The 22,689-nt window shown below is 70.5% G+C and carries 20 protein-coding genes and 1 riboswitch; of the genes, 15 read left to right on the forward strand and 5 right to left on the reverse strand.

Going from position 1 to position 22,689, the window contains the following annotated elements; genetic code table 11:
- Positions 1-388: 388 nt before the first annotated feature.
- Both ACERNI_RS02260 and cobO read right to left on the reverse strand, forming a co-directional pair.
- Positions 389-1,816, reverse strand: coding sequence for an amidohydrolase (locus tag ACERNI_RS02260; protein ID WP_448831635.1), 1,428 nt, complete (start codon positions 1,814-1,816; stop codon positions 389-391).
- Between the two features lie 80 nt (positions 1,817-1,896).
- A complete protein-coding gene (cobO, locus tag ACERNI_RS02265; protein ID WP_448831636.1) occupies positions 1,897-2,541 on the reverse strand; it encodes a cob(I)yrinic acid a,c-diamide adenosyltransferase in 645 nt (214 codons plus the stop codon).
- Between the two features lie 98 nt (positions 2,542-2,639).
- Positions 2,640-2,879, forward strand: a riboswitch (cobalamin riboswitch).
- Positions 2,880-2,916: 37 nt separating this feature from the next.
- On the opposite strand from cobO, the gene ACERNI_RS02270 reads away from it, so the two are divergent.
- The 7 genes from ACERNI_RS02270 to ACERNI_RS02300 are packed head-to-tail and all read left to right on the forward strand — an operon-like array spanning position 2,917 to position 11,579.
- Complete coding sequence (locus ACERNI_RS02270) at positions 2,917-3,438, forward strand: DUF1636 family protein (RefSeq protein WP_448831637.1); 522 nt, start codon at positions 2,917-2,919, stop codon at positions 3,436-3,438.
- The gene (gene cobW, locus ACERNI_RS02275) at positions 3,435-4,514 is read left to right on the forward strand and encodes a cobalamin biosynthesis protein CobW (RefSeq protein ID WP_448831638.1); all 1,080 of its coding nucleotides are present in this window, start codon (positions 3,435-3,437) and stop codon (positions 4,512-4,514) included. Before ACERNI_RS02270 ends, cobW begins: the two co-directional genes overlap by 4 nt.
- Positions 4,515-4,524: 10 nt before the next feature.
- Entirely contained in the window at positions 4,525-8,034 is a 3,510-nt protein-coding gene (gene cobN, locus ACERNI_RS02280) for a cobaltochelatase subunit CobN (RefSeq protein WP_448831639.1), read from the forward strand.
- Positions 8,031-9,347, forward strand: coding sequence for a precorrin-3B synthase (gene cobG, locus ACERNI_RS02285; RefSeq protein WP_448831640.1), 1,317 nt, complete (start codon positions 8,031-8,033; stop codon positions 9,345-9,347). Before cobN ends, cobG begins: the two co-directional genes overlap by 4 nt.
- Positions 9,344-9,973, forward strand: coding sequence for a precorrin-8X methylmutase (locus ACERNI_RS02290; protein WP_448831641.1), 630 nt, complete (start codon positions 9,344-9,346; stop codon positions 9,971-9,973). The genes cobG and ACERNI_RS02290 overlap by 4 nt, the downstream gene beginning before the upstream one ends.
- 11 nt (positions 9,974-9,984) lie before the next feature.
- A complete protein-coding gene (locus tag ACERNI_RS02295) occupies positions 9,985-10,722 on the forward strand; it encodes a precorrin-2 C(20)-methyltransferase (RefSeq protein WP_448831642.1) in 738 nt (245 codons plus the stop codon).
- Positions 10,719-11,579, forward strand: a complete 861-nt coding sequence (locus ACERNI_RS02300) for a precorrin-3B C(17)-methyltransferase (RefSeq protein ID WP_448831643.1) — start codon at positions 10,719-10,721, stop codon at positions 11,577-11,579. The genes ACERNI_RS02295 and ACERNI_RS02300 overlap by 4 nt, the downstream gene beginning before the upstream one ends.
- A 29-nt stretch (positions 11,580-11,608) precedes the next feature.
- Here ACERNI_RS02300 and ACERNI_RS02305 read toward each other — a convergent pair whose 3' ends face one another.
- A complete protein-coding gene (locus ACERNI_RS02305; protein ID WP_448831644.1) occupies positions 11,609-12,415 on the reverse strand; it encodes a cobalt-precorrin-6A reductase in 807 nt (268 codons plus the stop codon).
- Between ACERNI_RS02305 and cbiE the strand changes: the two genes are divergently transcribed.
- From cbiE to ACERNI_RS02340, 7 genes are all read left to right on the forward strand, one after another.
- Positions 12,414-13,724 (forward strand): precorrin-6y C5,15-methyltransferase (decarboxylating) subunit CbiE, encoded by a 1,311-nt coding sequence (gene cbiE, locus ACERNI_RS02310; RefSeq protein WP_448831645.1) that lies wholly within the window; start codon positions 12,414-12,416, stop codon positions 13,722-13,724. The genes ACERNI_RS02305 and cbiE overlap by 2 nt on opposite strands.
- Positions 13,721-14,209, forward strand: coding sequence for a cobalamin biosynthesis protein (locus ACERNI_RS02315; protein WP_448831646.1), 489 nt, complete (start codon positions 13,721-13,723; stop codon positions 14,207-14,209). The genes cbiE and ACERNI_RS02315 overlap by 4 nt, the downstream gene beginning before the upstream one ends.
- A gap of 44 nt (positions 14,210-14,253) precedes the next feature.
- Entirely contained in the window at positions 14,254-15,063 is an 810-nt protein-coding gene (gene cobM / locus ACERNI_RS02320) for a precorrin-4 C(11)-methyltransferase (protein WP_448831647.1), read from the forward strand.
- Positions 15,060-15,941, forward strand: a complete 882-nt coding sequence (gene cobA, locus ACERNI_RS02325) for a uroporphyrinogen-III C-methyltransferase (RefSeq protein WP_448831648.1) — start codon at positions 15,060-15,062, stop codon at positions 15,939-15,941. The genes cobM and cobA overlap by 4 nt, the downstream gene beginning before the upstream one ends.
- Positions 15,938-17,314: a cobyrinate a,c-diamide synthase gene (locus tag ACERNI_RS02330; RefSeq protein ID WP_448831649.1), complete on the forward strand. Its 1,377-nt coding sequence runs from the start codon at positions 15,938-15,940 to the stop codon at positions 17,312-17,314. The genes cobA and ACERNI_RS02330 overlap by 4 nt, the downstream gene beginning before the upstream one ends.
- Before the next feature lie 7 nt (positions 17,315-17,321).
- On the forward strand, positions 17,322-18,086 hold the full coding sequence (gene cobF, locus ACERNI_RS02335) for a precorrin-6A synthase (deacetylating) (RefSeq protein ID WP_448831650.1): 765 nt from the start codon (positions 17,322-17,324) through the stop codon (positions 18,084-18,086).
- 121 nt (positions 18,087-18,207) lie between these two features.
- A complete protein-coding gene (locus ACERNI_RS02340; RefSeq protein ID WP_448831651.1) occupies positions 18,208-18,993 on the forward strand; it encodes a (2Fe-2S) ferredoxin domain-containing protein in 786 nt (261 codons plus the stop codon).
- On the opposite strand, the gene cobD is transcribed toward ACERNI_RS02340, so the two are convergent.
- Complete coding sequence (cobD, locus tag ACERNI_RS02345; protein WP_448831652.1) at positions 18,973-20,145, reverse strand: threonine-phosphate decarboxylase CobD; 1,173 nt, start codon at positions 20,143-20,145, stop codon at positions 18,973-18,975. The genes ACERNI_RS02340 and cobD overlap by 21 nt on opposite strands.
- Between cobD and cbiB the strand changes: the two genes are divergently transcribed.
- A complete protein-coding gene (cbiB, locus tag ACERNI_RS02350) occupies positions 20,144-21,133 on the forward strand; it encodes an adenosylcobinamide-phosphate synthase CbiB (RefSeq protein WP_448831653.1) in 990 nt (329 codons plus the stop codon). The genes cobD and cbiB overlap by 2 nt on opposite strands.
- On the opposite strand, the gene ACERNI_RS02355 is transcribed toward cbiB, so the two are convergent.
- On the reverse strand, positions 21,117-22,586 hold the full coding sequence (locus ACERNI_RS02355; RefSeq protein ID WP_448831654.1) for a cobyric acid synthase: 1,470 nt from the start codon (positions 22,584-22,586) through the stop codon (positions 21,117-21,119). The genes cbiB and ACERNI_RS02355 overlap by 17 nt on opposite strands.
- Between the last annotated feature and the right edge of the window lie 103 nt (positions 22,587-22,689).

Below are 22,689 nucleotides of genomic sequence, written 5' to 3' on the forward strand. Positions count from 1 at the left end.
CTGCGTCAGATGTCGCCATGCCCGGGCGTCTGCGTCCCGATGTCTGGCGATGTGCGCCGCCCCGCCTTTCCAGACCGTCGTCAGTAACGTTCGGCTGGCCTCCCACGGGCGGCGCCGGCGGATATGGAGCGTAGTTTGCCGGCGTCCGCAAGAGGTCTGGACGCATGAAACGTTGCATTCAGAACCGATTTCAGCAGGCCGCCGCCCGCCAGCTGACGCTTGCAGGGCGATCTGACGGATATTTCCCGGGAAATTCTGGTGATTTTTCAACCCGTGACGGCGCTATGAGCGGCGCCGCCGGCTGGCCGGCGGCGGTGAATCGTCGCCGCCGTCCGGGCCTGCGCCCCAGGTCCATGCTCCAGGTCCATGCTCAAGCGCCCGCTGTGGCCTAGCGACCGGACGGTTTTGCCAGCAGTTCAAGCGCCGACAGCGTCGCCACGCGGGTTCCGAACGGGATCGCCTTCAGATCGACGACGAAATTCGGGCTGTGATTTATGTAAGGGAACTTCCTGCCCTCCCGCGCCGCCCGCGTGAACACGCCGGGATCGGCGACGCCGACGAAGGTATAATTTACCGGCGTATCAGTGAACGAGCCGAGCAGGTGGTGGAAGTCCTCGGAGCCGCTGGCGCGGGGCATGCTGGTGATCACGGCCTTTTCGCCGATGGCCGGCCTGAGGGCGGCGGCAAGACGCTCCGAGAGCTTTTTCTCATTGACCAGCGGCGTTGCGCCACCCTTCATGGTGATGGTCGGGTCGGCTCCTGGGGCGGCGTAGGTGGCGGCAACGCCGGCATTCACCGCCTTGATGCCCTTCAGCAACTGCTCGCGCACCTCAGGATCGTACCAGCGCAGATTGGCCTTCAGCACCGCCGTCTCGGGAATAACGTTGTTGTCCGCGCCCGCCTGCACGGAGCCGACAGTGATCACCGCCATTTCCTGCGGATTGACCATGCGGCTGACCACGGTCTGGTAGCCGAGCACCGCCATGGAAGCCATCACCACCGGATCGCGCGCCATGTGCGGCATGGAGCCGTGGCCACCGGCACCCCTGAACACCACGTCGAGCTGGTCGGTCCCGGCCATGCGCGGCCCTGGCGCGTTGGCAATGGCGCCGACGGGGATCGGCGCCGTGTGCAGGCCAATGAGGAAATCCGGCTTTGGCGCGCCATGCCTGTCATACAAGCCGTCGGCCACCATGGCCTTGGCGCCGGTGATCAGTTCCTCGGCGGGCTGGGCCACCAGCACCAGGGTTCCGCTCCAGTCAGATTTCATGGCGACCATGTTCTTCGCCATGCCCAGCATCCAGACGACGTGGGCGTCGTGGCCGCACATGTGGGCCACTGGCGATTCTGAGCCATCATCGCGCTTCACCGTCACCTTGCTGGCGTAGGGCAGCCCGGTTTCCTCCTTCACGGCGTTGGCGTCCATATCGGCCCGATACATGACGACGGGGCCAGGGCCGTTTTTGAGAATACCGACGACGCCCGTCTGGCCAATGCCTTCCTTCACCTCGAAGCCCAGCGCCTTCAGCTCTCTGGCCACGATGGCGGCGGTGCGTTTTTCCTGGAAGCCCAGTTCGGGATGCTGGTGAATGTCCTTGAACATCCCGGTGAGGCGCGCCGTATCGTCCTCCACCAGCCTGGCAACCCGGCTGTTGAAATCAGCGGCGGGCGCGGTCTGGTTTTGCGCCTGCTGGGCCAGCGCCGGGGTCGGTTGGGCCAGGATCGACTGGGCCAGGATGGGTTGGGCCAGGATCGGTTGGGCCACGGTGAACAGGGCCGCCGACAGCGCGCTGCGCATTGCGATGTTTCTGGACATGGTTTCCCCCTTTTGAGCCGGCGGCGCGACGCCGGCGTTTGCCCTTCATCTCACGGTTTCTGGCCGGCTCCGTCGCCGGATCAGAACTCAACCCCCTGCTGCGCCTTCACGCCGGCGGCGAAATGATGCTTCGCCGCGCCCATCTCAGTCACCAGATCAGCGGCGGCGAGCAATTCCGGCCTGGCGTTGCGGCCGGTGACAACCACGTGCAGGTCCGGCCGTCGCGCCTGCAGGCGGGCGACCACGGCGGCCAGATCGAGATAATCGTAGCGCAGGGCGATGTTCAGCTCATCAAGGATGACCATGGCGTTGTCGGGATCGTCCATCATGGCGCAGGCGGTTTCCCAGGCCTTCGTCGCCGCCGCCACGTCGCGGTCGCGATCCTGCGTCTCCCAGGTAAAGCCCTCGCCCATGGAGCGCCAGGTCACCAGATCGCCGAAGCGTTGCAGGGCCGTCTGCTCGCCGGTGCTCCACGCGCCCTTGATGAACTGCACCACGCCGACCTTGCGCCCGTGGCCCAGCATGCGCAGAGCAAGGCCAAAGGCGGCGGTGGATTTGCCCTTGCCCGGACCGGTGTTGACGATGAGCAGCCCCTTCTCGATGGTTTTGCTGGCCACCTCCGCGTCCTGCACCGCCTTGCGGCGCGCCATCTTGTCCTTGTGCCGCTGCGCCTCTTGGTCGAGTTTGGCCCCGTCGTCGCGTTTGGCCCCGTCGCTGTTTTCCACGTCCGCTTTCCTGTTCCGATGCTGAGGCGCCAAAGCGCGATCATCCGGGCCGCCATCCCGGCGAGGGCCGTCACATTGACAAAATACGCTGGCCCACACTAGATGCCGGCAGCGATGGTCTTCTTCCCCACAGGAAGAAGTAAAAAGGGAAAGCGGTGCGCCGCACATCCCCGGACGCCGGCCAGGCCGGCGCCATGGGTTTTACGCGCAATTCCGCTGCTGTACCCGCAACTGTAAGCGGACAGCCGGCGTCACACGGCCACTGGGGCAACCTGGGAAGGCGACGACCGGCGTTTTGATCCGTGAGCCAGGAGACCTGCCCTCGCTACAGATTCACCATGTCGTCCGGCGGGTTTACCGGGCAGGGAGAACAGCGTGAGCAAACACGTCCCGCCGCTGGAATCGCCAGCGGTCCCTGGCTGCATCGCCAGCGAAGACCATCCAGCCAGCAATGAGCATCTGGCCGCCGTTTCGCCCCCCGGCGACGCGTCTGCGACCGCCGCCGCCCCTGCCGCCCATGGCGTGGTCATCGTGGTGTGCGAAACCTGCCGCCGCCCGGAAGATCCGGCAGCCGAACCGCGCCCTGGCGCGGCGCTCTGCGCCAGCGCCGAAGCGGCGGCCAGCGGCTCGGGCTTTGCGGTGCGCCGGGTCTCCTGCCTTTCCAATTGCAAGCGCGGCCTCAGCGCCGCCATCGTCAGCGACAGGGCCTGGACCTATGTGTTCGGCGACCTGAAGGCCGACAGCGGCCCTGACCTGTTGCGCGGCGCCGAATTGCTGGCCGGCTCGGCGGACGGGCTAATGCCGTTCCGTCCCCGGCCGGAAACGCTGAAGCGCGGCATGATCGCCCGCGTCCCCCACATGCAGACGCTGCTTTCCCCCCCAAAGGATACGCCATGAACGCCCAGGGCCCCCACGCCCCGCAGAGCGCCGCCTCCGCCCGTCCCGGCCAGACGCGCACGCCCTGCACCGTCATCACCGGCTTTCTCGGCGCCGGCAAGACGACGCTGATCCGCGCCCTGCTGGAGAAGGCCGACGGCCGCAGGTTCGCGGTGATCGTCAATGAATTCGGCGATGTTGGCATCGACGGCGAATTGCTGAAGAGCTGCGGCATTGCCTCCTGTCCCGGCGAGAACATCGTCGAACTGGCCAATGGCTGCATCTGCTGCACGGTGGCTGACGATTTCGCTCCGGCGCTCGACCGCATCCTCGCGTTGCCCCAGGCCGTCGATCACATCCTGATCGAGACCTCCGGCCTGGCGCTGCCCAAGCCGCTGGTGCAGGCGTTCAACTGGCCACAGATCCGCAACCGCGTCACCGTCGATGCGGTGATCGCCGTGGCTGACGCGGCCGCGCTTGCTGAAGGCCAGGTAGCCCACGACCTGGAAGCGCTCGCCGCCCAGCGCGCCGCCGATGAATCGCTCGACCATGACGACCCGGTGGAGGAAGTGTTCGAGGACCAACTGGCCTGCGCCGATCTGGTGGTGCTGACCCGCACCGACCTGATCGACGCCGCTGGCCTGGAGAAGGCCCGCGCCCATGTGGCCGCCCATGTGGCGACCGGCGTGAAGACCATCGCCGCCGCCCATGGCGACGTCGACCCGGTGGCGCTGATCGGCCTTGGCCATGCGGTGGAAGACCAGATCGAGGGCCGCAAGACCCACCACGATGACGAGCTGGACCACGAGCACGACGATTTCGACAGCTTCGTCGTCGACCTGGCCGATCCGCAGTCGCCGGAAGAGCTGGCGGCGCGGGTGCAGGCGGCGACCGGCGTCGACAATGTGCTGCGCATCAAGGGTTTCGCCCGCGTCGCCGGCAAGCCCATGCGCCTGGTGGTGCAGGCCGCGGGTCCCCGCGTCAGCCATTATTTCGATCGCGCCTGGCAGGCGGGCGAAACGCCGGCCACCCGCCTTGTGGTCATTGGCCTGAACGGCCTTGACCGCGCCGCCGTCGAGGCCGCGCTGCGGGCGTAAAGCATCAGGCATGCACATTCTCGCCAGCACATCGTCATCGCTGGATGACCTCGCGGTTCCCGTCGACCTGGGCCAGAGCCCGGCGGAGATGGCCGTGCTGTCCTTCAGCGACAGCGATCTGGCGGGTCTCGAGCGGGCGTGGCGGGCCGAACGCGACGCGGCGCCGGCGGAAATGCCGGAGTTGCGGCTGGTTCCCCTGCGCGAGTTGCGTCACCCCATGTCGGTGGATCTGTGGATCGACGCGGTGGGCGCGAAAGCGCGGGTCGTGGTCGCCCGGATTCTCGGCGGCCTCGACTGGTGGCGCTATGGCTGCGAGCAGCTCGCGGCGACGGCGCGCCGCCATGGCGTCGCGCTGGCGCTGTTGCCGGGTGAAGATCGCGACGACGACGAACGGCTGGCGCAGCTGTCCACCGTCGACAGCGCGGCGCGACGCGCCATCCTGAGTTGTTTTCGCGCCGGCGGCCCCGACAATCTGCGCCTCGCGGCGCGCCACATGGCCCGGCTGGCGGGCCGCGAAATCACCGTCGCGGAAGCCCGCGTGACGCCGCAGGCCGGCGGCTATCTGCCTGGACGCGGCGCTGTCGCCATCGACGCGCTGGGCGTTGAAGCCAATCCCGAGCTGCCATGCGTCGTCATATTGTTCTACCGCTCGATGTTGCTGGCGGATGATGCGGCGCCGATCGACGCGCTTGCCGCAGCGCTGCTGGCGCGCGGCATACAGCCAGCGCCGGTTTTCGTCTCTTCGCTGCGCGACAGCGCCGGGCGCGACGCGGCGCGCGACGCCTGCGCGCGGCTGAAGCCGGCGGCGCTGGTCACCGCCACCGCCTTCGCCGCCGCCGGCGCCGACGACGGCCCCGGTCTGTTCGCGGAGCTGGGCGTTCCGGTGTTCCAGGTTATCGTGGCGACGACGCGGCGCAGCGCCTGGGCCGACGGCCAGCGCGGACTGACGCCCGCCGACACCGCCATGCACGTGGCCCTGCCCGAGGTCGATGGCCGCGCGCTGGCGGGCGCGCTTTCGTTTAAAGACGCAGCATCTGACCAGGGCGCAGCATCGGGCGGCCCTGGCGAGACGTTGCGCAATATGCCAGAGCCGGACCGCGTCGAAGCCGTGGCGGACCGCATCTGCGCCCATATCCGCCTGCAACGGACGCCGGCGGCGGCGCGACGCCTGGCGATCATGGTTCCCGACTATCCGGGCGTCGAAGCCCGCAGCGGCTACGCCGTCGGCCTCGACGCTCCCGAAAGCGCGCTGGCCATCCTGGCGGATCTGGCCAGCGCCGGTTATGCGATCGCGGATATTCCCGCCGACGCCCGCGCCCTGATGCTGGCGCTGGAGCGGCCGCAGCCGGCATTCAGCGCCGAAGATTATCTCAGACATTTCAACGCCATGCCCGAAACGGCCCGCGACGCCGTTATCGAACGCTGGGGCCCGCCGCCCGCAGCCGATGCGCCGGATTTCAACTTTCGCGCCGCGCCATGCGGCGCGGCGACAGTGGTGCTGGCGCCGGATCGCGGCGAAGCCGACAGCCGCCGCGCCGACTATCACGACGGCGCCCTGCCGCCGCATCATAACCTGCTGGCCTTTGGATTCTGGCTGCAGCACGCGCTGGCGGCGGACGCCGTGGTGCATGTGGGCGCCCATGGCGCGGTGGAATGGCTGCCGGGCAAGACCGTGGCCCTCACCGGCGCCTGCTGGCCCCAGATCGTCTTCGGGCCGCTGCCGGTGATTTATCCGTTCATCGTCAGCAATCCCGGCGAAGCGGCGCAGGCCAAGCGGCGCATCGGCGCCCTCACCCTCGGCCATCTGACGCCGCCGCTGATCGCCGCCGGAACCACCCCGGCCATGCAGGCGCTGGAGCGGCTGGTGGACGAATACGCCAGCGCGGAAAGCCTTGATCCGCGCCGCCGCGATCTGCTGGCCGGGCAGATCGTCGCCGCCGCCCGCGACAGCGGCCTTGCGCGTGAAGCCGGTGTCGACGTGGACGGCGACGCCGTCGAAGCGTTGCAGCGCATCGACGCCTGGCTGTGCGACCTGAAGGATTTCCCGGTCAAGGACGGACTGCACGTCTATGGCCGCGCTTGCCCGGAGGCGCCGCCGGAGCGCGCCGCCAGCGCGGAAAGCGCCCTTCATGCGGAAAGTACTCTTCACGCCGAAAACGCTCTTCGCGCCGAAAGCGCCGTTGCCGAAAGCACCGCGTTGCTGACCGCCCTTGATGGCTGCTTTGTCGCCCCGGGCCCGGCCGGGGCGCCGGCGCGCGGCCGGGCCGACGTACTGCCGACGGGGCGCAACCTGTTCGCCGTAGATCCGCGCGCCATGCCGACGCCCACCGCCTTCGCCCTGGGCAAGGCGGCGGCGGAACAACTGGTGCTGGATTATCTGCAACGCCACGGCGACTGGCCGCGCGCCATGGTGATCGACCTGTGGGGCAGCGCCAGCCTGCGCACCGGCGGCGAGGAAATTTCCATGGGCCTGGCGCTGATGGGCTGCCGGCCGGACTGGGACCACGCCACCGGGCGCGTCACCGGCGTTGAAGTGCTGCCGCCAGCCAGCTTTGGCCGGCCGCGCGTCGACGTGTCATGGCGGATTTCCGGCCTGTTCCGCGACATGTTCCCAAGCCAGATCGCCTTGCTCGACGCCGCCACGGCGGCGGTGGCGGCGCGGGAGGAAAGCGACGACGACAATCCGCTGGCCGCCAGCGTGCGGGCCGGGGCCACGGCCGCGCGGGTGTTCGGCGCGGCCCCGGGCGTCTATGGCGCCGGCGTCGAGCATGAACTGGCCAGCGGCCAGTGGGAAACGCGCGAGCAACTGGGCCAGCGTTATCTTGAAACCGCGTCGCACGCCTATGGCGGCCTCGCCGGCGACGGCGTCGCCGCTCCTGGCGTCTTCGCCGCGCGGGTGGCCGCGGCGGACGTACATGTGCACCCCCAGGATGATCCCGGCCGCGACCTGCTGGAGGGCTCCGCCGACGTCGCCTTCATCGGCGGGTTCGCGGCGGCGCGGGCCTTGCAGGCGCGCGATGCTGGCGAGGTTCGCCCTGCCGATATCGTGGTGCTGGACACCACCAACCCCGCCAGCCCACGCGCCCGCTCGCTGGCGGCGGCCATCGCCCGCGTGGTGCGGGCCCGGGCGGTGAACCCGGCGTTCATCGCCGGCCAGATGCGGCACGGGCCGCGCGGCGCCTCGGAGCTGGCCGAAACCGTCGACCGGCTGGTGGCCTTCGCCGAAACCACCGGCTGCGTGCCCGGCTCGCTGCTGGACGCGGTGCACGACGCTTATCTGGGCGACGCGGCGGTGCTGGCCTTCCTGCGTCACAATAATCCCGCCGCCGTGCGGGTGATCGCCCGCCGCTTCGCCGACGCCCGCCGGCGCGGCCTGTGGCATCCACGCCGCAATTCCATCGACGATGATCTGGCGGCGCTGATGGCGCAAGCCGGATCGCCGGAAGCGCAGGCCGAAAAAGCCCAGGGCCCAAAATCCGGGTCCCCAAAATCCATGGCCCCGGTGGAGGCAACGCCATGACCGCCGGCTCCCTGCGGCGGGGCGCCTGCCCCAGCCTGGCGACGCCGATGCGGACCGGCGACGGCCTGCTGGCCCGGCTGACGCCGCGCGACGGCGAGATCAGCATGGCGCAACTGGCGGCGCTGGCCGCAGCGGCGACGCGCCACGGCAGCGGCCTGATCGAGATCACCATGCGCGGCGCCGTGCAAATTCGCGGCCTGACGGCGACAGGCGCCGAGGCGCTGGCGATGGACGTAGCCGCCAGGGGCATCGTGGCGCGCCAGGGCCTCGCGGTTGACGTCAACGCGTTGGCCGGCATCGACCCACTGGAGTTGTGCGATCCCCGCCCCCTGGCGTCGCGGATCGCCGGCGCGGTGAACGGCTCGCCGCTCGCGCCGCTGCTTGGCCCGAAGGTCTCGGTGACGGTGGACAGCGGCGGCCAGTTCGGCCTGACCGCGTTGAAAGCCGATATCCGCCTCGTGGCGGTCGATGCCTCGCGCTGGGCGATGATGCTGAACCTGGCTGCCGGCGCGCGCCGGGCGTTCAGCGGCGATGAGACCGCGATCGCCGGCGCGGCGCTGGACATGCTGGCGGAGATCGCAGCGCTGGGGCCAGAGGCGCGCATGGGCGACGTGGCCGCCGGCGTGGTTGACAGGATCTGCGCCGGCCTCACGCCCATTGACCCGGTTCCGGCGCGCGCCGCCGTCGTTCCCGTCGGCGTTTTTCCGACAGTTCACGGCCCTGCCATTGGCCTGACGCCGCCATTCGGCGCCACCGACAGCGCCACGCTGGCCAGGCTGGCGGCCGCGTTGCCACTGGCGCGGGTCCGCTTCGCGCCAGAGCGCGGCCTGTTGCTGCCTGGCCTTGATGCTGCTGCCCGGACGCGTTTGCCGGAAATTGCCGACGAGCTCGGTTTCATCCGCCAGGCCGATGATTCCCGGCTGCGGATTTCTGTCTGCGCCGGCGCGCCGCTCTGCGCGTCCGCCGCCATCGCCACGCGCCCGCTGGCGGCGGAGCTGGCGCGCGATGATGACGCGGCGCTGCGCGCGGCCGTCGGCCCGGACCAGAAATTGCACGTCTCGGGCTGCGGCAAGCGCTGCGGCGCGCCCGCGCGCAATGTCACGCCGCTCGCCCTGCCGGCTGGCGCGGCGGTCATCACCGGGGGGACTGCCCCTCCCAAGAAAGCGGCGCGGAACGGCGCGGCAGCTCCCGAACCAGCCCCCATGCCGGCGCAATTTTCCCGATTGTCCCAGGCGCTTCAAACCCTGGCCGCGCGCCATGCCCATGGCGACGCTCCAGATCCGGCGCCCGATCCTTTGAAAAAACAGCCATGACCACCCAGAGCTATATCAAGGATGGCGCCGCCATCTACGAACAGTCGTTCTCCATCATCCGCCGCGAAGCGGACCTCGCGCGCTTCAGCGACGGCGAGGCCGACGTCGCGGTGCGGATGATCCACGCCTGCGGCGTGGTCGAGGCGGCGCGGCATTTCATCTTTTCGCCCGGCTTCGAGCCGGCGGCCCGGGCCGCGCTGCAAAACGGCGCGCCCATCCTGTGCGACGCGGAAATGGTGGCGCACGGCGTCACCCGCGCCCGCCTGCCGGCGAACAACGAAGTGATCTGCACCCTGCGTGACCCGCGCACGCCGGAACTGGCGCAAAAGCTGGGCAACACCCGCTCGGCGGCGGCGCTGGAATTGTGGCGCGACCGGCTGGAGGGCGCGGTGGTCGCCATCGGCAATGCCCCAACGGCGCTGTTTTATCTGCTGGACATGATCGACGCCGGCGCGCCGCGCCCGGCGGCGATCATCGGCATGCCGGTGGGTTTCGTCGGCGCGGTGGAATCGAAAGCGGCGCTGGCGCAGCGCTCTGATCTGGCGTTCGCGACCGTGGCAGGCCGCATGGGCGGCAGCGCCATGACCGCCGCCGCCATCAATGCTCTGGCGAGGGTTGGCATATGAGCGCGAACAGCATGAACGGAACCCCGATTGGCCGCCTCACCGGCGTCGGCACCGGCCCTGGCGACCCGGAGCTGATGACCCTGAAGGCGGTGCGCGCCCTCGCTGGCGCGGACGTGGTGGCGCACTTCGCCAAGCGCGGCTCCGCCAGCAATGCCCGCGCCATCGCCCAGGCGCATCTGCGCCCGGATGTGATCGAGCTGCCGTTGCTCTATCCGGTGACCACCGAGCTGCCGCACCGCAGCGACGCCTACCGGGACGCCATCACTGGTTTCTACGAGGAATCGGCGGCGGCCGTGGCAGCGCACCTCGACGCCGGCCGCTCGGTCTGCGTGCTGAGCGAGGGCGACCCGCTGTTCTACGGCTCCTACATGCACCTGCACGTGCGGCTGGCGACGCGTTACCCCACCGAGGTCATCCCTGGCATTACCGCCATGTCCGGCTGCTGGTCGGCCGTTGGTCTGCCGCTGGCCCAGGGCGAAGATGTGCTGATGGTGCTGCCCGGCACCATGGACGAAGCGGAGCTGGCGCGCCGTCTCGCCGACGCCGACGCGGCGGTGATCATGAAGGTTGGCCGCAACCTCGGCCGCATCCGCCGCGCCCTCGCCCTGGCCGGCCGGCTGGAGGGCGCGATTTATGTGGAGCGCGGCACCATGGACGCCGGCCGCACGGCGCCGCTGTGCGAGGTTGCCGGCGACGTCGCGCCCTATCTGTCGCTTGTGCTGACCCCAGGCTGGAGCGACCGGCCATGAGCGGCGCGATAGCAGGCATGAGCGGCGACGCTTCCCTTGACGGCGCCGGCGCCGGCCGCCTGACCGTCATCGGCCTTGGCCCTGGCGGCCCGGACCAGATGACGCCGGAGGCGCGCAACGCCGTGGCGCGGGCCACGGATTTCTTCGGCTATTTTCCTTATGTGGAGCGGCTGGCGCTCGGCCCGCATCAGCGTCGCCACGCCTCCGACAACCGGGAGGAGCTGGCCCGCGCCAAAGCGGCGCTGGCCATGGCCATGGCGGGCCGCGAGGTGGCGGTGGTTTCCGGCGGCGACGCCGGCGTGTTCGCCATGGCGGCGGCGATCTGCGAGGCCATTGATCACGGCCCGGCGGAATGGCGGGCGCTGGACATCGCCATCGTGCCTGGCGTCACCGCCATGCTGGCGGTGGCTGCCTGCGTCGGCGCGCCGCTCGGCCATGATTTTTGCGCCATTTCCCTGTCGGACAATCTGAAGCCGTGGGAACTGATCGAAGCGCGGCTGCGCGCCGTGGCCGGCGCCGGCCTGGTCATCGCCCTGTACAACCCGGTGAGCAAGGCGCGCCCGTGGCAATTGGGCCAGGCCTTCGACATCCTGCGCGACATCCTGCCGGCGCAGACGCCGGTGGTGTTCGGCCGCGCCGCTGGCCGGCCGGACGAGCGGGTGGCGATCGTTCCCCTCGCCGGGGCCCATTCCGACATGGCCGACATGGCCACCTGCATCATCATCGGCTCGCCGGAGACGCGGCTGATCGCCCGCGACGGCCGGGCGCCGCTGGTCTACGCGCCGCGCTCGGCGACGGGCGCGGGCTCCAGGGAGCCTGGCGCCGAGGGGCGCGCGTCCGGGGTCTCCCCGTCATGAGCATGACCGGCCAGACGCCGCAGCCGGGGTTATCGCAACAATGCCTGTTGCAAGCAGACCCTGCGCAGCCAGGCCACCGCCTCGGCGGCGGATTGCGTCGCGGCGCCGCCGGGCGACGGCGGCCGGTCGATCATGACGACCGGAACGCCAAGCATGCGCGCCGCCGCCAGCTTGGCCGCCGCATCATCGCCGCCGCTGTTCTTGGTCACCAGCACGTCGATGCGATGGGCGATGAGCAATTGCCTTTCGTCATCCAGACTGAACGGACCGCGCGCCTGCAACCACGCGACATGGGGAAACTGCACGCCAGCGTCGGCCGCCTCGATGGTGCGGGCCAGATAGACGTGCTGCGGCGCGGCCATGAAGGCGGCGAGATTTTGGCGGCCAATGGTGAGGAACACCCGGCAAGACGCTTCGCCAAGGGCCGTGACGGCGGCTTCGATGCTTGCCACCTGGCGCCAGTTGTCGCCGGGTTCGGGCGTCCAGGCCGGGCGGACCAGCCGCAGCAGCGGCGTTCCGGTCAAGGCCGCGGCTTCGACGGCGTTGGCGGCCATGCGCGCGGCGAAGGGATGGGTGGCGTTGACAATGCAGGCGACGCGCTGCTCGCGAATGAACGCCGCCAGTCCGGCAACGCCGCCGAAGCCGCCGACACGCTGGTTTACTGCGATGGGGCCGGCCTGCGGCGGCAGCGGATTGCGGGTGCGGCCGGCGAGCGACAGCGTCACGTTGAGCGGCAAATCCGTTTTCGCCTGCAAGGCGCGCATCAGGGCGCGGGCGTCGGCGGCGCCGCCCAGGATCAGAACATGCGGCGCAACGGCGGACTGGCTGGAGGTCATGATGGCGTCCAGTAACGACGGGTGGGCGGAAGTTGCAAGCGCCGCAGGCATAAGAGGCGCCGCAGGCGATGCAAGCGCCGCGGGCTCTTCTGGCCGGGCAGCGCCCCGCCCCTGGCTGCAGGTGGTCGGGCTTGGCGAGGATGGGCTGGATGGCCTGGGCGCCGGCGCCCGCCGGGCCATCGCGGAAGCCAGCGTGGTGTTCGGCGGCCAGCGCCACCTGGAGCTGGCGGCTGCGGCGATCACCGGCGAGGCCTGTCCATGGCCGACGCCATTCGACGCCGCAATGGCCGCCGTGCTGGCGCGGCGCGGCGCGGCGACGTGCGTGCTCGCCTCTGGCGATCCCATGCATTACGGCGTCGGCGTCACCCTCGCCCGCCACGTGCCGGCGGCGGAAATGAAGGTATGGCCTGCGCCCTCGTCGTTCAGCCTCGCCGCCGCGCGGCTGGGCTGGGCGCTGCAGGATGTAACCCTGCTCTCGCTGCACGGCCGCGACGAGGACGCCCTGCGCGCCCATCTGTTTCCGGGGATGCGGCTGCTGGTTCTCACCAGCGACGGCGCGGCGCCGGCGCGGCTGGCGCGCATGCTGGCGGAAGCTGGCTTCGCGGCTTCGGACGTCACGGTGCTGGAGGCGCTGGGCGGTTCGCGCGAGCGGGTGACGACGACCACGGCAGGGAATCTGGGCGAGGCGCGGTTCGATCCGCTGAACGTGCTGGCGCTGGCCTTGCGCGCCGATGCGGAAATACAGCCGGCGCCGCTGGGCGCGGGGCTCGATGACGGGTTCTTTGCCCACGACGGCCAGATCACCAAGCGTGAGGTGCGGGCCGTCACGCTGGCGGCGCTGGCGCCGTCGCCTGGGCAATTGCTGTGGGATGTAGGCGCCGGCTCCGGCTCGATCGGCATCGAATGGCTGCGGCTGTCGCCGGCCATGCGCGCCATCGCCATCGAACAGGACGCCGCCCGGGCCGAACGCGCCCGCGCCAATGCGGCGCGGCTTGGCGTTCCCCGGCTCGACCTGCGCCAGGGCGCGGCGCCGGAAGCGTTCGCCGGCCTGCCGCAACCGGAGGCCATTTTCATCGGCGGCGGCGCCCGCGAGACCGTGGTGGAGGCGGCGAGCGCCGCCCTGAAGCCCGGCGGGCGGCTGGTGGTCAATGCGGTGACGCTGGAAACCCAGGCGCTGCTCACGACCCTGCGCCAGCGCCATGGCGGCGAACTGATTTCGCTGGCGGTGGCCCGCGCCGCGCCGGTGGGCGGCATGACCGGCTGGCGCGCCGCCATGCCGATCGTGCAATGGCGCTGGGGCAAGCCATGAATTTCTGCGCCACGAATTCCCGCGCCGAGAATTCCTGCGCCGCCGGGAGCCCGCGCGCCGCCTGCACCGCCAGGGTCTGTATTGCCGGCGTCGGCTGCCGCGTCTCGGCCAGCGTCGACGACATCCTGGCCGTGACCGTTCAGGCGCTGACGCGCGCCGGCCTGCAAATGGCCGATCTCACCGCCCTCGCCTGCATTCCGGCCAGGGCCGGGCATCCGGCCATCCAGGCGGCGGCGGCCCGGCTTGGGCTGCCGCTTGTCGTTGCCGATCCGGCCGCGCTCGTGGTGGCGGCCGGGGCCTGTCTCACCCACTCGGACGCCTCGCTGGCCGCCACCGGCCTGCCTTCGGCCAGCGAGGCGGCTGCGCTGGCCGTCGCCGGGCCGGGCCGGGCCCACCTGCCCGGCCCGCGCAGCGCCAGCCCGCAGGCCACCTGCGCCATCGCCGTGAGCGACGCGGACCGCGCGGACGCCCCCCGGCAAGATTGAACCATGCCTTTGATTTCAAGCACGTTTGACCATCTGGATCAGCAATGACCGTCCACTTCATTGGCGCCGGCCCCGGCGCCGCCGATCTCATCACCGTGCGCGGACGCGACCTGCTGGGGCGCTGCGAAGTTTGCCTGTACGCCGGCTCCATCGTGCCGGCGGAACTGCTGCAATATTGCCCGCCACAGGCGCGGCTGGTCGACACGGCGCCGCTGTCGCTGGATGAAATCGAGGAGGAATACATCGCCGCAGCGGCGCACGGCCAGGACGTGGCGCGGCTGCATTCCGGCGATCTGTCGATCTGGAGCGCCGTGGCCGAGCAGACGCGCCGGCTCGACCGGCTGGGCATTGCCTGGACGATGACGCCAGGCGTGCCGGCCTTTGCCGGGGCCGCCGCCGCCCTGGGGCGCGAACTGACCATTCCCGCGCTCGCCCAGTCGCTGGTGCTGACCCGCGTTTCCGGCCGCGCCTCGCCGATGCCGGCGGGCGAAACCCTGGCCGGCTTTGGCCAGACTGGCGCCACCCTGGCCATTCATCTGGCCATTCATGCGCTTGACCAGATCGTCGCCGAGCTGACGCCGCTGTATGGGCCGGCGTGTCCGGTGGCGGTGGTCGTGCGGGCCACATGCCCGGATGAGCGGGTCATTCGCGGAACCCTGGCCGACATTGCCGGGCAGATGGCGGAAGCGCCAGCCGAGCGCACCGCGCTGGTGTTCGTTGGCCCCGGCCTCGCCGCCGCCGATTTTCAGGAAAGCGCCCTGTATGACGTGGACTACCAGCGCCGGTTTCGCGGCCGCGACGCCCATAACCGGCCGCTGGCGCCGCATGACGCTGAATGTGGAGAGCCGTCATGAGCGCTGAGCGCCCCACGTCTCCCACATCACCTGGCAATGCCGGTGAAACCCTCCCGGCCGTGGCGGCGGAGGCGTTGCGACGCCTGGCCGGAACGCCCCTGCCGGCGGCCGAGGCCAGCAGTTTTGGCCCCGGCGAGGTCTGGCTGGCGGGCGCCGGCCCCGGCTCGCTGGAATGCCTCACGCTTGGCGTGGTTGCAGCATTGGCGAAGGCCGACGCCGTCGTCTACGACGCCCTGGTCAATCCGGACCTGCTGCTGGCCGCGCCCAAAGCCGAAAAGCATTACGTGGGCAAGCGCGCCGGCGTACGCTCGGCGGCGCAGGCCGACATCAACGCCCTGCTCATCCGCCTCGCCGGCGAAGGCAAACGGGTGCTGCGGCTGAAGGGCGGCGACCCCAATGTGTTCGGTCGCGGCGGCGAAGAAGCGCGGGTCCTGGCCGGCGCTGGCGTACCGTTCCGCTTCCTGCCGGGCCTCACCTCCGGCCTCGCGGCGCTGGCCGGGGCCGGCATTCCGGCGACGCTGCGCGGCGTCAGCCAGGCGATCACCCTGGCAACCGGCCATGCGGCCGAGCCGCCGGTTCCAGGCGAAGGCCCGGACTGGGCGGCGCTGGCGAAAACCGGCCAGCCCATCGTCATCTATATGGGGCTGGGCAATTTACCGCTCATCCGCGACCAGTTGCTGGCCGGCGGCCTGGCGCCGCACACGCCGGCGGCGGTGATCCACGCCGCCTCGACGCCTGAGGAAAGGGTGCTGGTTTCGGACCTGGCGGGCGTGGCGGAGGCGGCGCGACGGGAGAACATAAAATCGCCGGCGCTGATCGTCATCGGCGAGATCGTCGCCTGGCGCCACGGCGCCGCGCCCGCCGGAGGCGCATCATGACCGCTCCGCATCCACCACGCGGCCTCATCGTCGGCGCCGCCCGCTCCGGCTCGGGCAAGACCAGCGTCACCATCGGCCTGCTGCGCGCCCTGAAGCGGCGCGGCCTGAAGGTGCGCGCCGCCAAATCGGGGCCGGATTACATCGATCCGGAATTTCACCGCGCCGCCACCGGCCACCCTGGCGTCAACCTGGACAGTTGGGCCATGGAGCCCATGCTGCTGCGCGACCTGCTGGCCCGCCAGAGCGCCGGGGCTGATCTGGTGATCGTGGAAAGCGCCATGGGCCTGTTTGATGGCGTCGACGCCGCCCCCGGCCGCAGCGGCGCGGCCGCCGACCTGGCGCGCATCTACGGCCTGCCGACCCTGCTGGTGCTGGACATTTCCGGCCAGTCACAGACCGCCGGCGCCATCGCCCATGGCTTCGCCACCCACGACCCCGCCGTGCGCATTGGCGGCGTCGTGCTCAACCAGGCCGCCAGCGAGCGGCACGAAGCCGTGGTTCGCCCGGCCATCGAGCGGCTGGGCCTGCCGGTGGTCGGCGCCATCCGTCGCAACCCGGAGATCAGCCTGCCGGAACGGCATCTGGGCCTGGTGCAGGCAGGCGAGCACACCGCCCTGGAAGCCTTCATCGACCAGATGGCCGACGTGATCGAGGCTTCTGTCGATCTCGACGCGGTGCTGGCGCTGGCGGGGCCAATTGCCGCCGGAGACGGAGAGACGGCCTCTTCCCGGCTGCAGCCGGATTCTTCCTGGCTGCAGCCTCCTTCTTCCTGGCTGCAGCCGCCTGGCCAGCGCATCGCCATCGCCCGCGACGCCGCCTTCTCCTTCATCTACCCGCATGTGTTGCAAGGCTGGCGCAACGCCGGCGCCGACATCGCGCTGTTCTCGCCGCTTGCCGACGAGGCGCCGGACACTGCCTGCGACGTCTGCTGGCTGCCCGGCGGCTATCCCGAGTTACACGCCGGCCGGCTGGCCGCCGCGAGCGGGTTCATGGCCGGGTTGCGCCGCTTCGCTGAAACCCGCCCGGTGCATGGCGAGTGCGGCGGCTACATGGTTCTGGGCGCGGCGCTGGAGGACGCGGACGGCGTCACCCACCCGATGGCCGGCCTGCTCGGCCACGTCACCAGTTACGCCCGGCGGAAGATGAACCTCGGCTACCGCGAGGCGCGGTTGCTCGCCGACAGCCCCGTGGGCGCGGCGGGCGCAGTCATTCGCGGGCACGAGTTTCATTATTCCCGCCTGGTGAGCGCCGGCGACGACGCGCCGCTGGCGCAACTGGCCGATTCCCAGGGCCGCGATCTTGGTCCCTCCGGCGGCAGGCGCGGCCACGTCACCGGCTGCTATTTCCACGCCATCGCGCGCCACAGTGTTTGAGAGCGTCATGCGCAAGATCTTCGTTATCGGCATCGGCGCCGGCAACCCGGACCACATGACCGTGCAGGCCATCGCCGCGCTGAACCAACTTGATCTGATCCTGATCCCGCGCAAGCCGGGGCAGAAGGACGATCTCGCCGAAGTCCGCCGCGAAATCTGCCGGCGTTTCCTGACCAGTCCGGACACGCGGCAGATCGAGTTCGACCTGCCGGTGCGGGCGCAGCAGGACGACGCCTACCGCCAGACCGTCGACGACTGGCACGACGCCATCGCCCGCGCCTACGCCGGCCTGCTGGACAGGGAATGCGGCCCCACTGGCGTTGTGGGCCTGCTCGTCTGGGGCGACCCGTCGCTCTACGACAGCACCCTGCGCATTCTGGAGCGGTTGCGCGCCCTGCCGGAGGCGCCCATGGCGATCGAGGTGATCCCCGGCGTCACCAGCGTCCAGACGCTGGCGGCCAGCCATCGTATCCCGCTGAATACGATCGGCGGCCCGGTGCTGCTCACCACCGGGCGCCGGCTGCGCCAGGGCGTCCCCGCCGATGCGGAGACCATCGTGGTGATGCTGGACGGCGCCTGCGCCTTCACCGTCCTGCCGGCGGCGCAATACGATATCTGGTGGGGCGCCTACCTCGGCATGCCTGACGAAATCCTTGTCGCCGGGCCGCTGGCGGACGTGGGCGAACGCATCGTGCGCACCCGCGCCGAAGCCCGCGCCCGTCACGGCTGGATCATGGACACCTACATGCTGCGGCGCCGCGCTGACCCGTGACGCGCAAGACGCCGCTTCCCGAACCGGACCGGTCAACCGAGGGGGCATGACGCGTGGGAGGGCGCCAGCATGACGGCGGGCCAACGCCTGGAAGCATGGGATCAGCAGATGGAGGCAGGCCATGTTGGATAATGACCGGCAGGCGGGCGCGGCGACGACGGCGCCGGTCGTGATCCTCTATGGCCGCGCTTCCTTTGATCGCCAGCAGAACGTCGCCCAGATCGCGGCGCGCCTGAACGCGGCGGGCGGTCGCACATTCATTCCGGCCTGGGAGGATCTCACCGGGCCGTCGCTTCCGGACGTTCTGGAAGACCTGCTGCAGCGCGGCGTGCGCCAGGCGCTGGTGATTCCAGCAGCGTTTCCAGCAGACCCGTCGTTGACCGCCTGGTTGCCCGGGGCGCTGGCCGCCTGGCGGCTGGAGCATGCGGGCGGGGATTTCGACCTGCGCATCGGTCCGCCGGTCGAGCAGTTCCTGGACGTGACGGCGGCCGTGACGGCGGCTCTGGCGGCGGAGCCGGAGCGGATCCGGCCCGTCGCCGACGTGAAGCCCAGCATGGGCAAGCCCGGCTGGACCGATGTGCCGGAGCACGCGCGCCAGGTGTTTTTCTGTCTGGGCGCCCGCTGCGCCCACCGCAAGGCGCTGCCGCTGTATCAGCACATGCGCAAGCTCATGAAGAACATCCGCCCGCTGAACAGCGGCCCGCAGCGGGCCATGTGCGTGCGCTCCGGCTGCCTCTATCCCTGCAACCAGGGGCCGTTGCTGGTCGTCCAGCCAGACGGCGTCTGGTACGGAAATCTCGATGAAGCGCTGATCGAACGCATTGTGCGGGAGCATCTTCTCGAAGGCGCGCCAGTGGTTGACGCCATCGTTCATCAGCAAAAAACTTCAAAAAACCCAGATGCCTGACGAAAACTCCTCAAGCGCTGAATCAAGCCGGCGCGCAGCGGGTTTGTCGGGCGGCAAACCAATGCGGATGGCGTCGGCGCCCACGCCGGAGGCGGCTTCAAAGCGGCGCACCCACAGGCCGCGCCGTCCCAGGACATCGAATAACGCGCGGGCGCGCGGATGACGCACCAGGCGGAACAGGCGGACGTCGCCGGTGACGGCGAGCCCCGCCGCAGCCAGCCGCTGGTCGAGCCGCGCCGCCTCGGCCGTCAGCCGCCGGATCATGGCGTCGCGCCAGGCGTCGTCCTGCAGGGCGGCCAGGCCGTACTCCAGCGCCGGGCCCGACACCGACCATGGCCCGAGAATGGCGTTGAGGCGGGCGGCGTTGGCGGGCGCGGTAATGGCGAAGCCCAGCCGTACGCCCGCGAGGCCATAGAACTTGCCGAAGGACCGCAACACCACCAGCGCATCGCCCAGGCCGTGTCGCCCCACGTCGCCGGCGAGGCTTTCCGCCGCCGGACAGGCGTCGATGAAGGCCTCGTCCACCACCAGCAGGCCGCCCTTGCGGGCCATCGCCTCCGCCAGTTGCAGCAGCGCCGCCCGGCTGGTCACCCGCCCGTCCGGATTATTGGGATTGACGACAACGGCGACGTCGGCCCCGGCCAGCGCCGCAAGCCCATCGGAGACGTCCGCCTCATGGAAAATGACCTGATGACCCGCGGCCTTTGCGGCGTCGGCGTGGCCGGCATAGGTCGGCGACAGGATCATGGTCCGGACTGGCCCGGCCGCGGCTGGCCGCGCCAGCATCATGATCTGCGCCAGCAGGATCTGGGTTCCTGGCGCCGCCACGACCTCCGCGCCGGGCGCGACGCCCCAGGCCGCCGCCGCCACGGCGCACAGGCGGGCGTGGCGGGCCGGCTCCGGCAGGCGCATCAGCAACGCCGATGGCATTGGCCGGCGGCTATGGGGATGGGGATTGACCCCCGTCGACAGGTCGATCCACGGCGTCGGCGCCTCCGGGAACAGGGCCGCCGCCTGCATCAGGGAGCCGCCGTGCACGATCACGTCCTGCTCTGGCGCGCCCCGCCCGCCCATCGCTGAATTCTCGTCCATCAAACCCACACCGCTTGCAAACCCGTCGCCATCCTGAACCCGCACAGCCTGAGCCGCCATGACCATCCTGCTCGCCTTCGCCGCCATGCTGATCGAACGCGCCATCGGCTATCCCGGCCGGGTATACACGACCATCGGCCACCCGGTGAGCTGGATTGGCCGTCTCATCGCATGTCTGGATGAAAAGCTGAACCGGCCGGGCTTTTCCACCGCCGCCCGCCGCGCCTTTGGCGTGCTGACCCTGCTGGTTCTCGTCATCGTCTGCGGCGGCGTTGGCCTTGCCATCCAGCAGGCCCTGCTGGGCGCGTTCGGCCTGGCGGCCGGGGGCGCGCTGGTCGCCGTGCTGGCCAGTTCCCTGCTGGCCCAGCGCAGCCTGGCCGAGCATGTGGTCGCCGTCGCCGATGCGCTGGAGCGGGATGGCCTCGCCGCCGGCCGCCACGCCGTGTCGATGATTGTCGGCCGCGATCCCGATACGCTGGACGAAGCCGCCGTTTGCCGCGCCGCCATCGAGAGCCTGGCCGAAAATTTTTCCGACGGCGTCACCGCGCCGGCGTTCTGGCTGGCGGTCGCCGGATTGCCCGGCGGCGCCGTCTACAAGGCGGTGAACACCGCCGACAGCATGATCGGCCACCGCACGGCGCGGCACGAGGCCTTTGGCTGGGCCGCCGCCCGCTGTGACGATCTCATCAATCTGCCGGCCTCGCGGCTCACCGGGCTGGCGCTGGTCGCGGCCGCCGCCATCACGCCAGGGGCAGACGCCGGCGCCGCCTGGCGGGCGGTGCGGCGCGACGCCGGCAAGCACCGCTCGCCCAACGCCGGCTGGCCGGAAGCGGCGATGGCCGGCGCGCTCGGCCTCGCCCTGGCCGGCCCCCGGGTCTATGGCGGCCAGACGGTCGATGACGCGGAGATGGGCGCTGGCGGGCGGCGCGCCGCGACGCCCGCTGACATCCGCCGCGCCCTGCGGCTGTACCATCTGGCGGATGCCCTGCTGATCGCCATTGCCGGGTTTTCTTTCGTTGTATTACAGTCGCTTATCTGGATGTCCTGACAAGCCAGTCGATGTCGAGGTGCGTCTCAAGATGCGCCGCCAGAGCGTCGAGGGCCGCCTCGACGCCGGTCTCATAGGCATGATCGACGCCATCGCCGCCGAGGCGCCGCAACCAGGCGTCGCGCTGGCCATCGTCGGCGAACAGGCCATGCACGTAGCAGCCGCAGACCCGGCCGTTGGCGGAGACGGCGCCGTCCGCGCGCCCGTCATCAAAGCGGGCGAGCGGCCGGGCGAGACCTGGGCCGGTGGTCACGCCCACATGCATCTCATAGCCATGGAAAGCGGCGCCATCGGCGGTCCGGCCTGAGGTTTCGCGCAAGGTCTTGTCACCGGCCAGCACGGTGTCAACGTCGAGCAGGCCGAGGCCGGGAACGGCCCCAGGCGCGCCCTCCAGCCCCGCCGGATCGCTGACGCTGCGGCCGAGCATCTGGTAGCCGCCGCAAATGCCCAGCACATGGCCGCCGCGCCGCACATGGGCGGCGAGGTCAGTGTCAAAGCCTGCGGCGCGCAGGGCGGCCAGGGCCGGGATCGTCGCCTTGGAGCCGGGCAGGATCACCAGATCAATGTCGCCGGGCAGCGCCTCGCCCGGGCGAACGTGAACCATCTCCACCTGCGGCTCGGCTTCCAGCGGGTCAAGATCGTCAAAATTGGAGATGTGCGGCAGCACCAGCACGGCGACGCGGATGCGCGCGCCGGCCTTGCGGACAGCGCGCCCGCCTTTTCCGGAAAGCCCGAGCCCGTCCTCCGCCGGCAGCCGGCCGGCCGCCTCCAGATGCGGAACCAGGCCGACGGCGCGCCAGCCGGTGCGGGCCTGGATGATCGCCATGCCATCGGCGAACAGCGCCGGATCGCCGCGAAACCGGTTGATGATAAAGCCTTCGATCATCGCCGCATCGGCCGGATCGATCACCGCCTGGGTGCCGACGACGCTGGCGATCACTCCGCCCCGGTCGATATCGCCAATCAGCACCACCGGAACGCCGGCGGCGCGGGCAAAGCCCATATTGGCGATGTCGTGACTGCGCAGATTGACCTCGGAGGCGCTGCCGGCCCCCTCAACCAGCACGATGTCGACATCCTGGCGCAGCCGGTTGAAGCTCTCCAGCACCGCCGGCATCAGGCCGGCCTTGACGCGCTGGTAATCCGCGGCGCTGGACGATCCGGCGACGCGGCCCTGGACGACGATCTGGCTGCCATGGCCGCCCTGGGGCTTAAGCAGCACCGGGTTCATATGCACCGTCGGGGCCAGGCGGGCGGCGCGCGCCTGCAGGGCCTGGGCGCGGCCAATCTCGCCGCCATCAATGGTGACGGCCGCGTTGTTCGACATGTTCTGCGGCTTGAACGGCGCGACCCGCAGGCCGCGATTGACCAGGGCGCGGGCAAGCCCGGCGACCATCAGCGATTTGCCGACGTCGGAGCCGGTTCCCTGAAACATCAGCGACCTGGCGGGCATGTGGCGCTCCATAGCTTTGATGCGAGCCATTTTGCGCGCTGGCCGCGCGCACCCCGTCGCGCGAGGCAGCTCCACCTTTCGCGAACATGCTCTGGTTGTGGAT

This window comes from Camelimonas sp. ID_303_24, from assembly GCF_053543495.1.

Coding starts and splice junctions, on each gene's coding strand:
- cobF (WP_448831650.1), top strand. CDS start 17,322: ATGCGCAAGATCTTCGTTATCGGCATCGGCGCCGGCAACCCGGACCAC.
- ACERNI_RS02330 (WP_448831649.1), top strand. CDS start 15,938: ATGACCGCTCCGCATCCACCACGCGGCCTCATCGTCGGCGCCGCCCGC.
- ACERNI_RS02355 (WP_448831654.1), bottom strand. CDS start 22,586: ATGCCCGCCAGGTCGCTGATGTTTCAGGGAACCGGCTCCGACGTCGGC.
- ACERNI_RS02305 (WP_448831644.1), bottom strand. CDS start 12,415: ATGACCTCCAGCCAGTCCGCCGTTGCGCCGCATGTTCTGATCCTGGGC.
- cbiE (WP_448831645.1), top strand. CDS start 12,414: ATGATGGCGTCCAGTAACGACGGGTGGGCGGAAGTTGCAAGCGCCGCA.
- cobG (WP_448831640.1), top strand. CDS start 8,031: ATGACCGCCGGCTCCCTGCGGCGGGGCGCCTGCCCCAGCCTGGCGACG.
- cbiB (WP_448831653.1), top strand. CDS start 20,144: ATGACCATCCTGCTCGCCTTCGCCGCCATGCTGATCGAACGCGCCATC.
- cobA (WP_448831648.1), top strand. CDS start 15,060: ATGAGCGCTGAGCGCCCCACGTCTCCCACATCACCTGGCAATGCCGGT.
- ACERNI_RS02300 (WP_448831643.1), top strand. CDS start 10,719: ATGAGCGGCGCGATAGCAGGCATGAGCGGCGACGCTTCCCTTGACGGC.
- ACERNI_RS02290 (WP_448831641.1), top strand. CDS start 9,344: ATGACCACCCAGAGCTATATCAAGGATGGCGCCGCCATCTACGAACAG.
- ACERNI_RS02340 (WP_448831651.1), top strand. CDS start 18,208: ATGTTGGATAATGACCGGCAGGCGGGCGCGGCGACGACGGCGCCGGTC.
- ACERNI_RS02260 (WP_448831635.1), bottom strand. CDS start 1,816: ATGTCCAGAAACATCGCAATGCGCAGCGCGCTGTCGGCGGCCCTGTTC.
- ACERNI_RS02295 (WP_448831642.1), top strand. CDS start 9,985: ATGAACGGAACCCCGATTGGCCGCCTCACCGGCGTCGGCACCGGCCCT.
- cobM (WP_448831647.1), top strand. CDS start 14,254: ATGACCGTCCACTTCATTGGCGCCGGCCCCGGCGCCGCCGATCTCATC.
- ACERNI_RS02315 (WP_448831646.1), top strand. CDS start 13,721: ATGAATTTCTGCGCCACGAATTCCCGCGCCGAGAATTCCTGCGCCGCC.
- cobD (WP_448831652.1), bottom strand. CDS start 20,145: ATGGCGGCTCAGGCTGTGCGGGTTCAGGATGGCGACGGGTTTGCAAGC.
- cobN (WP_448831639.1), top strand. CDS start 4,525: ATGCACATTCTCGCCAGCACATCGTCATCGCTGGATGACCTCGCGGTT.
- cobW (WP_448831638.1), top strand. CDS start 3,435: ATGAACGCCCAGGGCCCCCACGCCCCGCAGAGCGCCGCCTCCGCCCGT.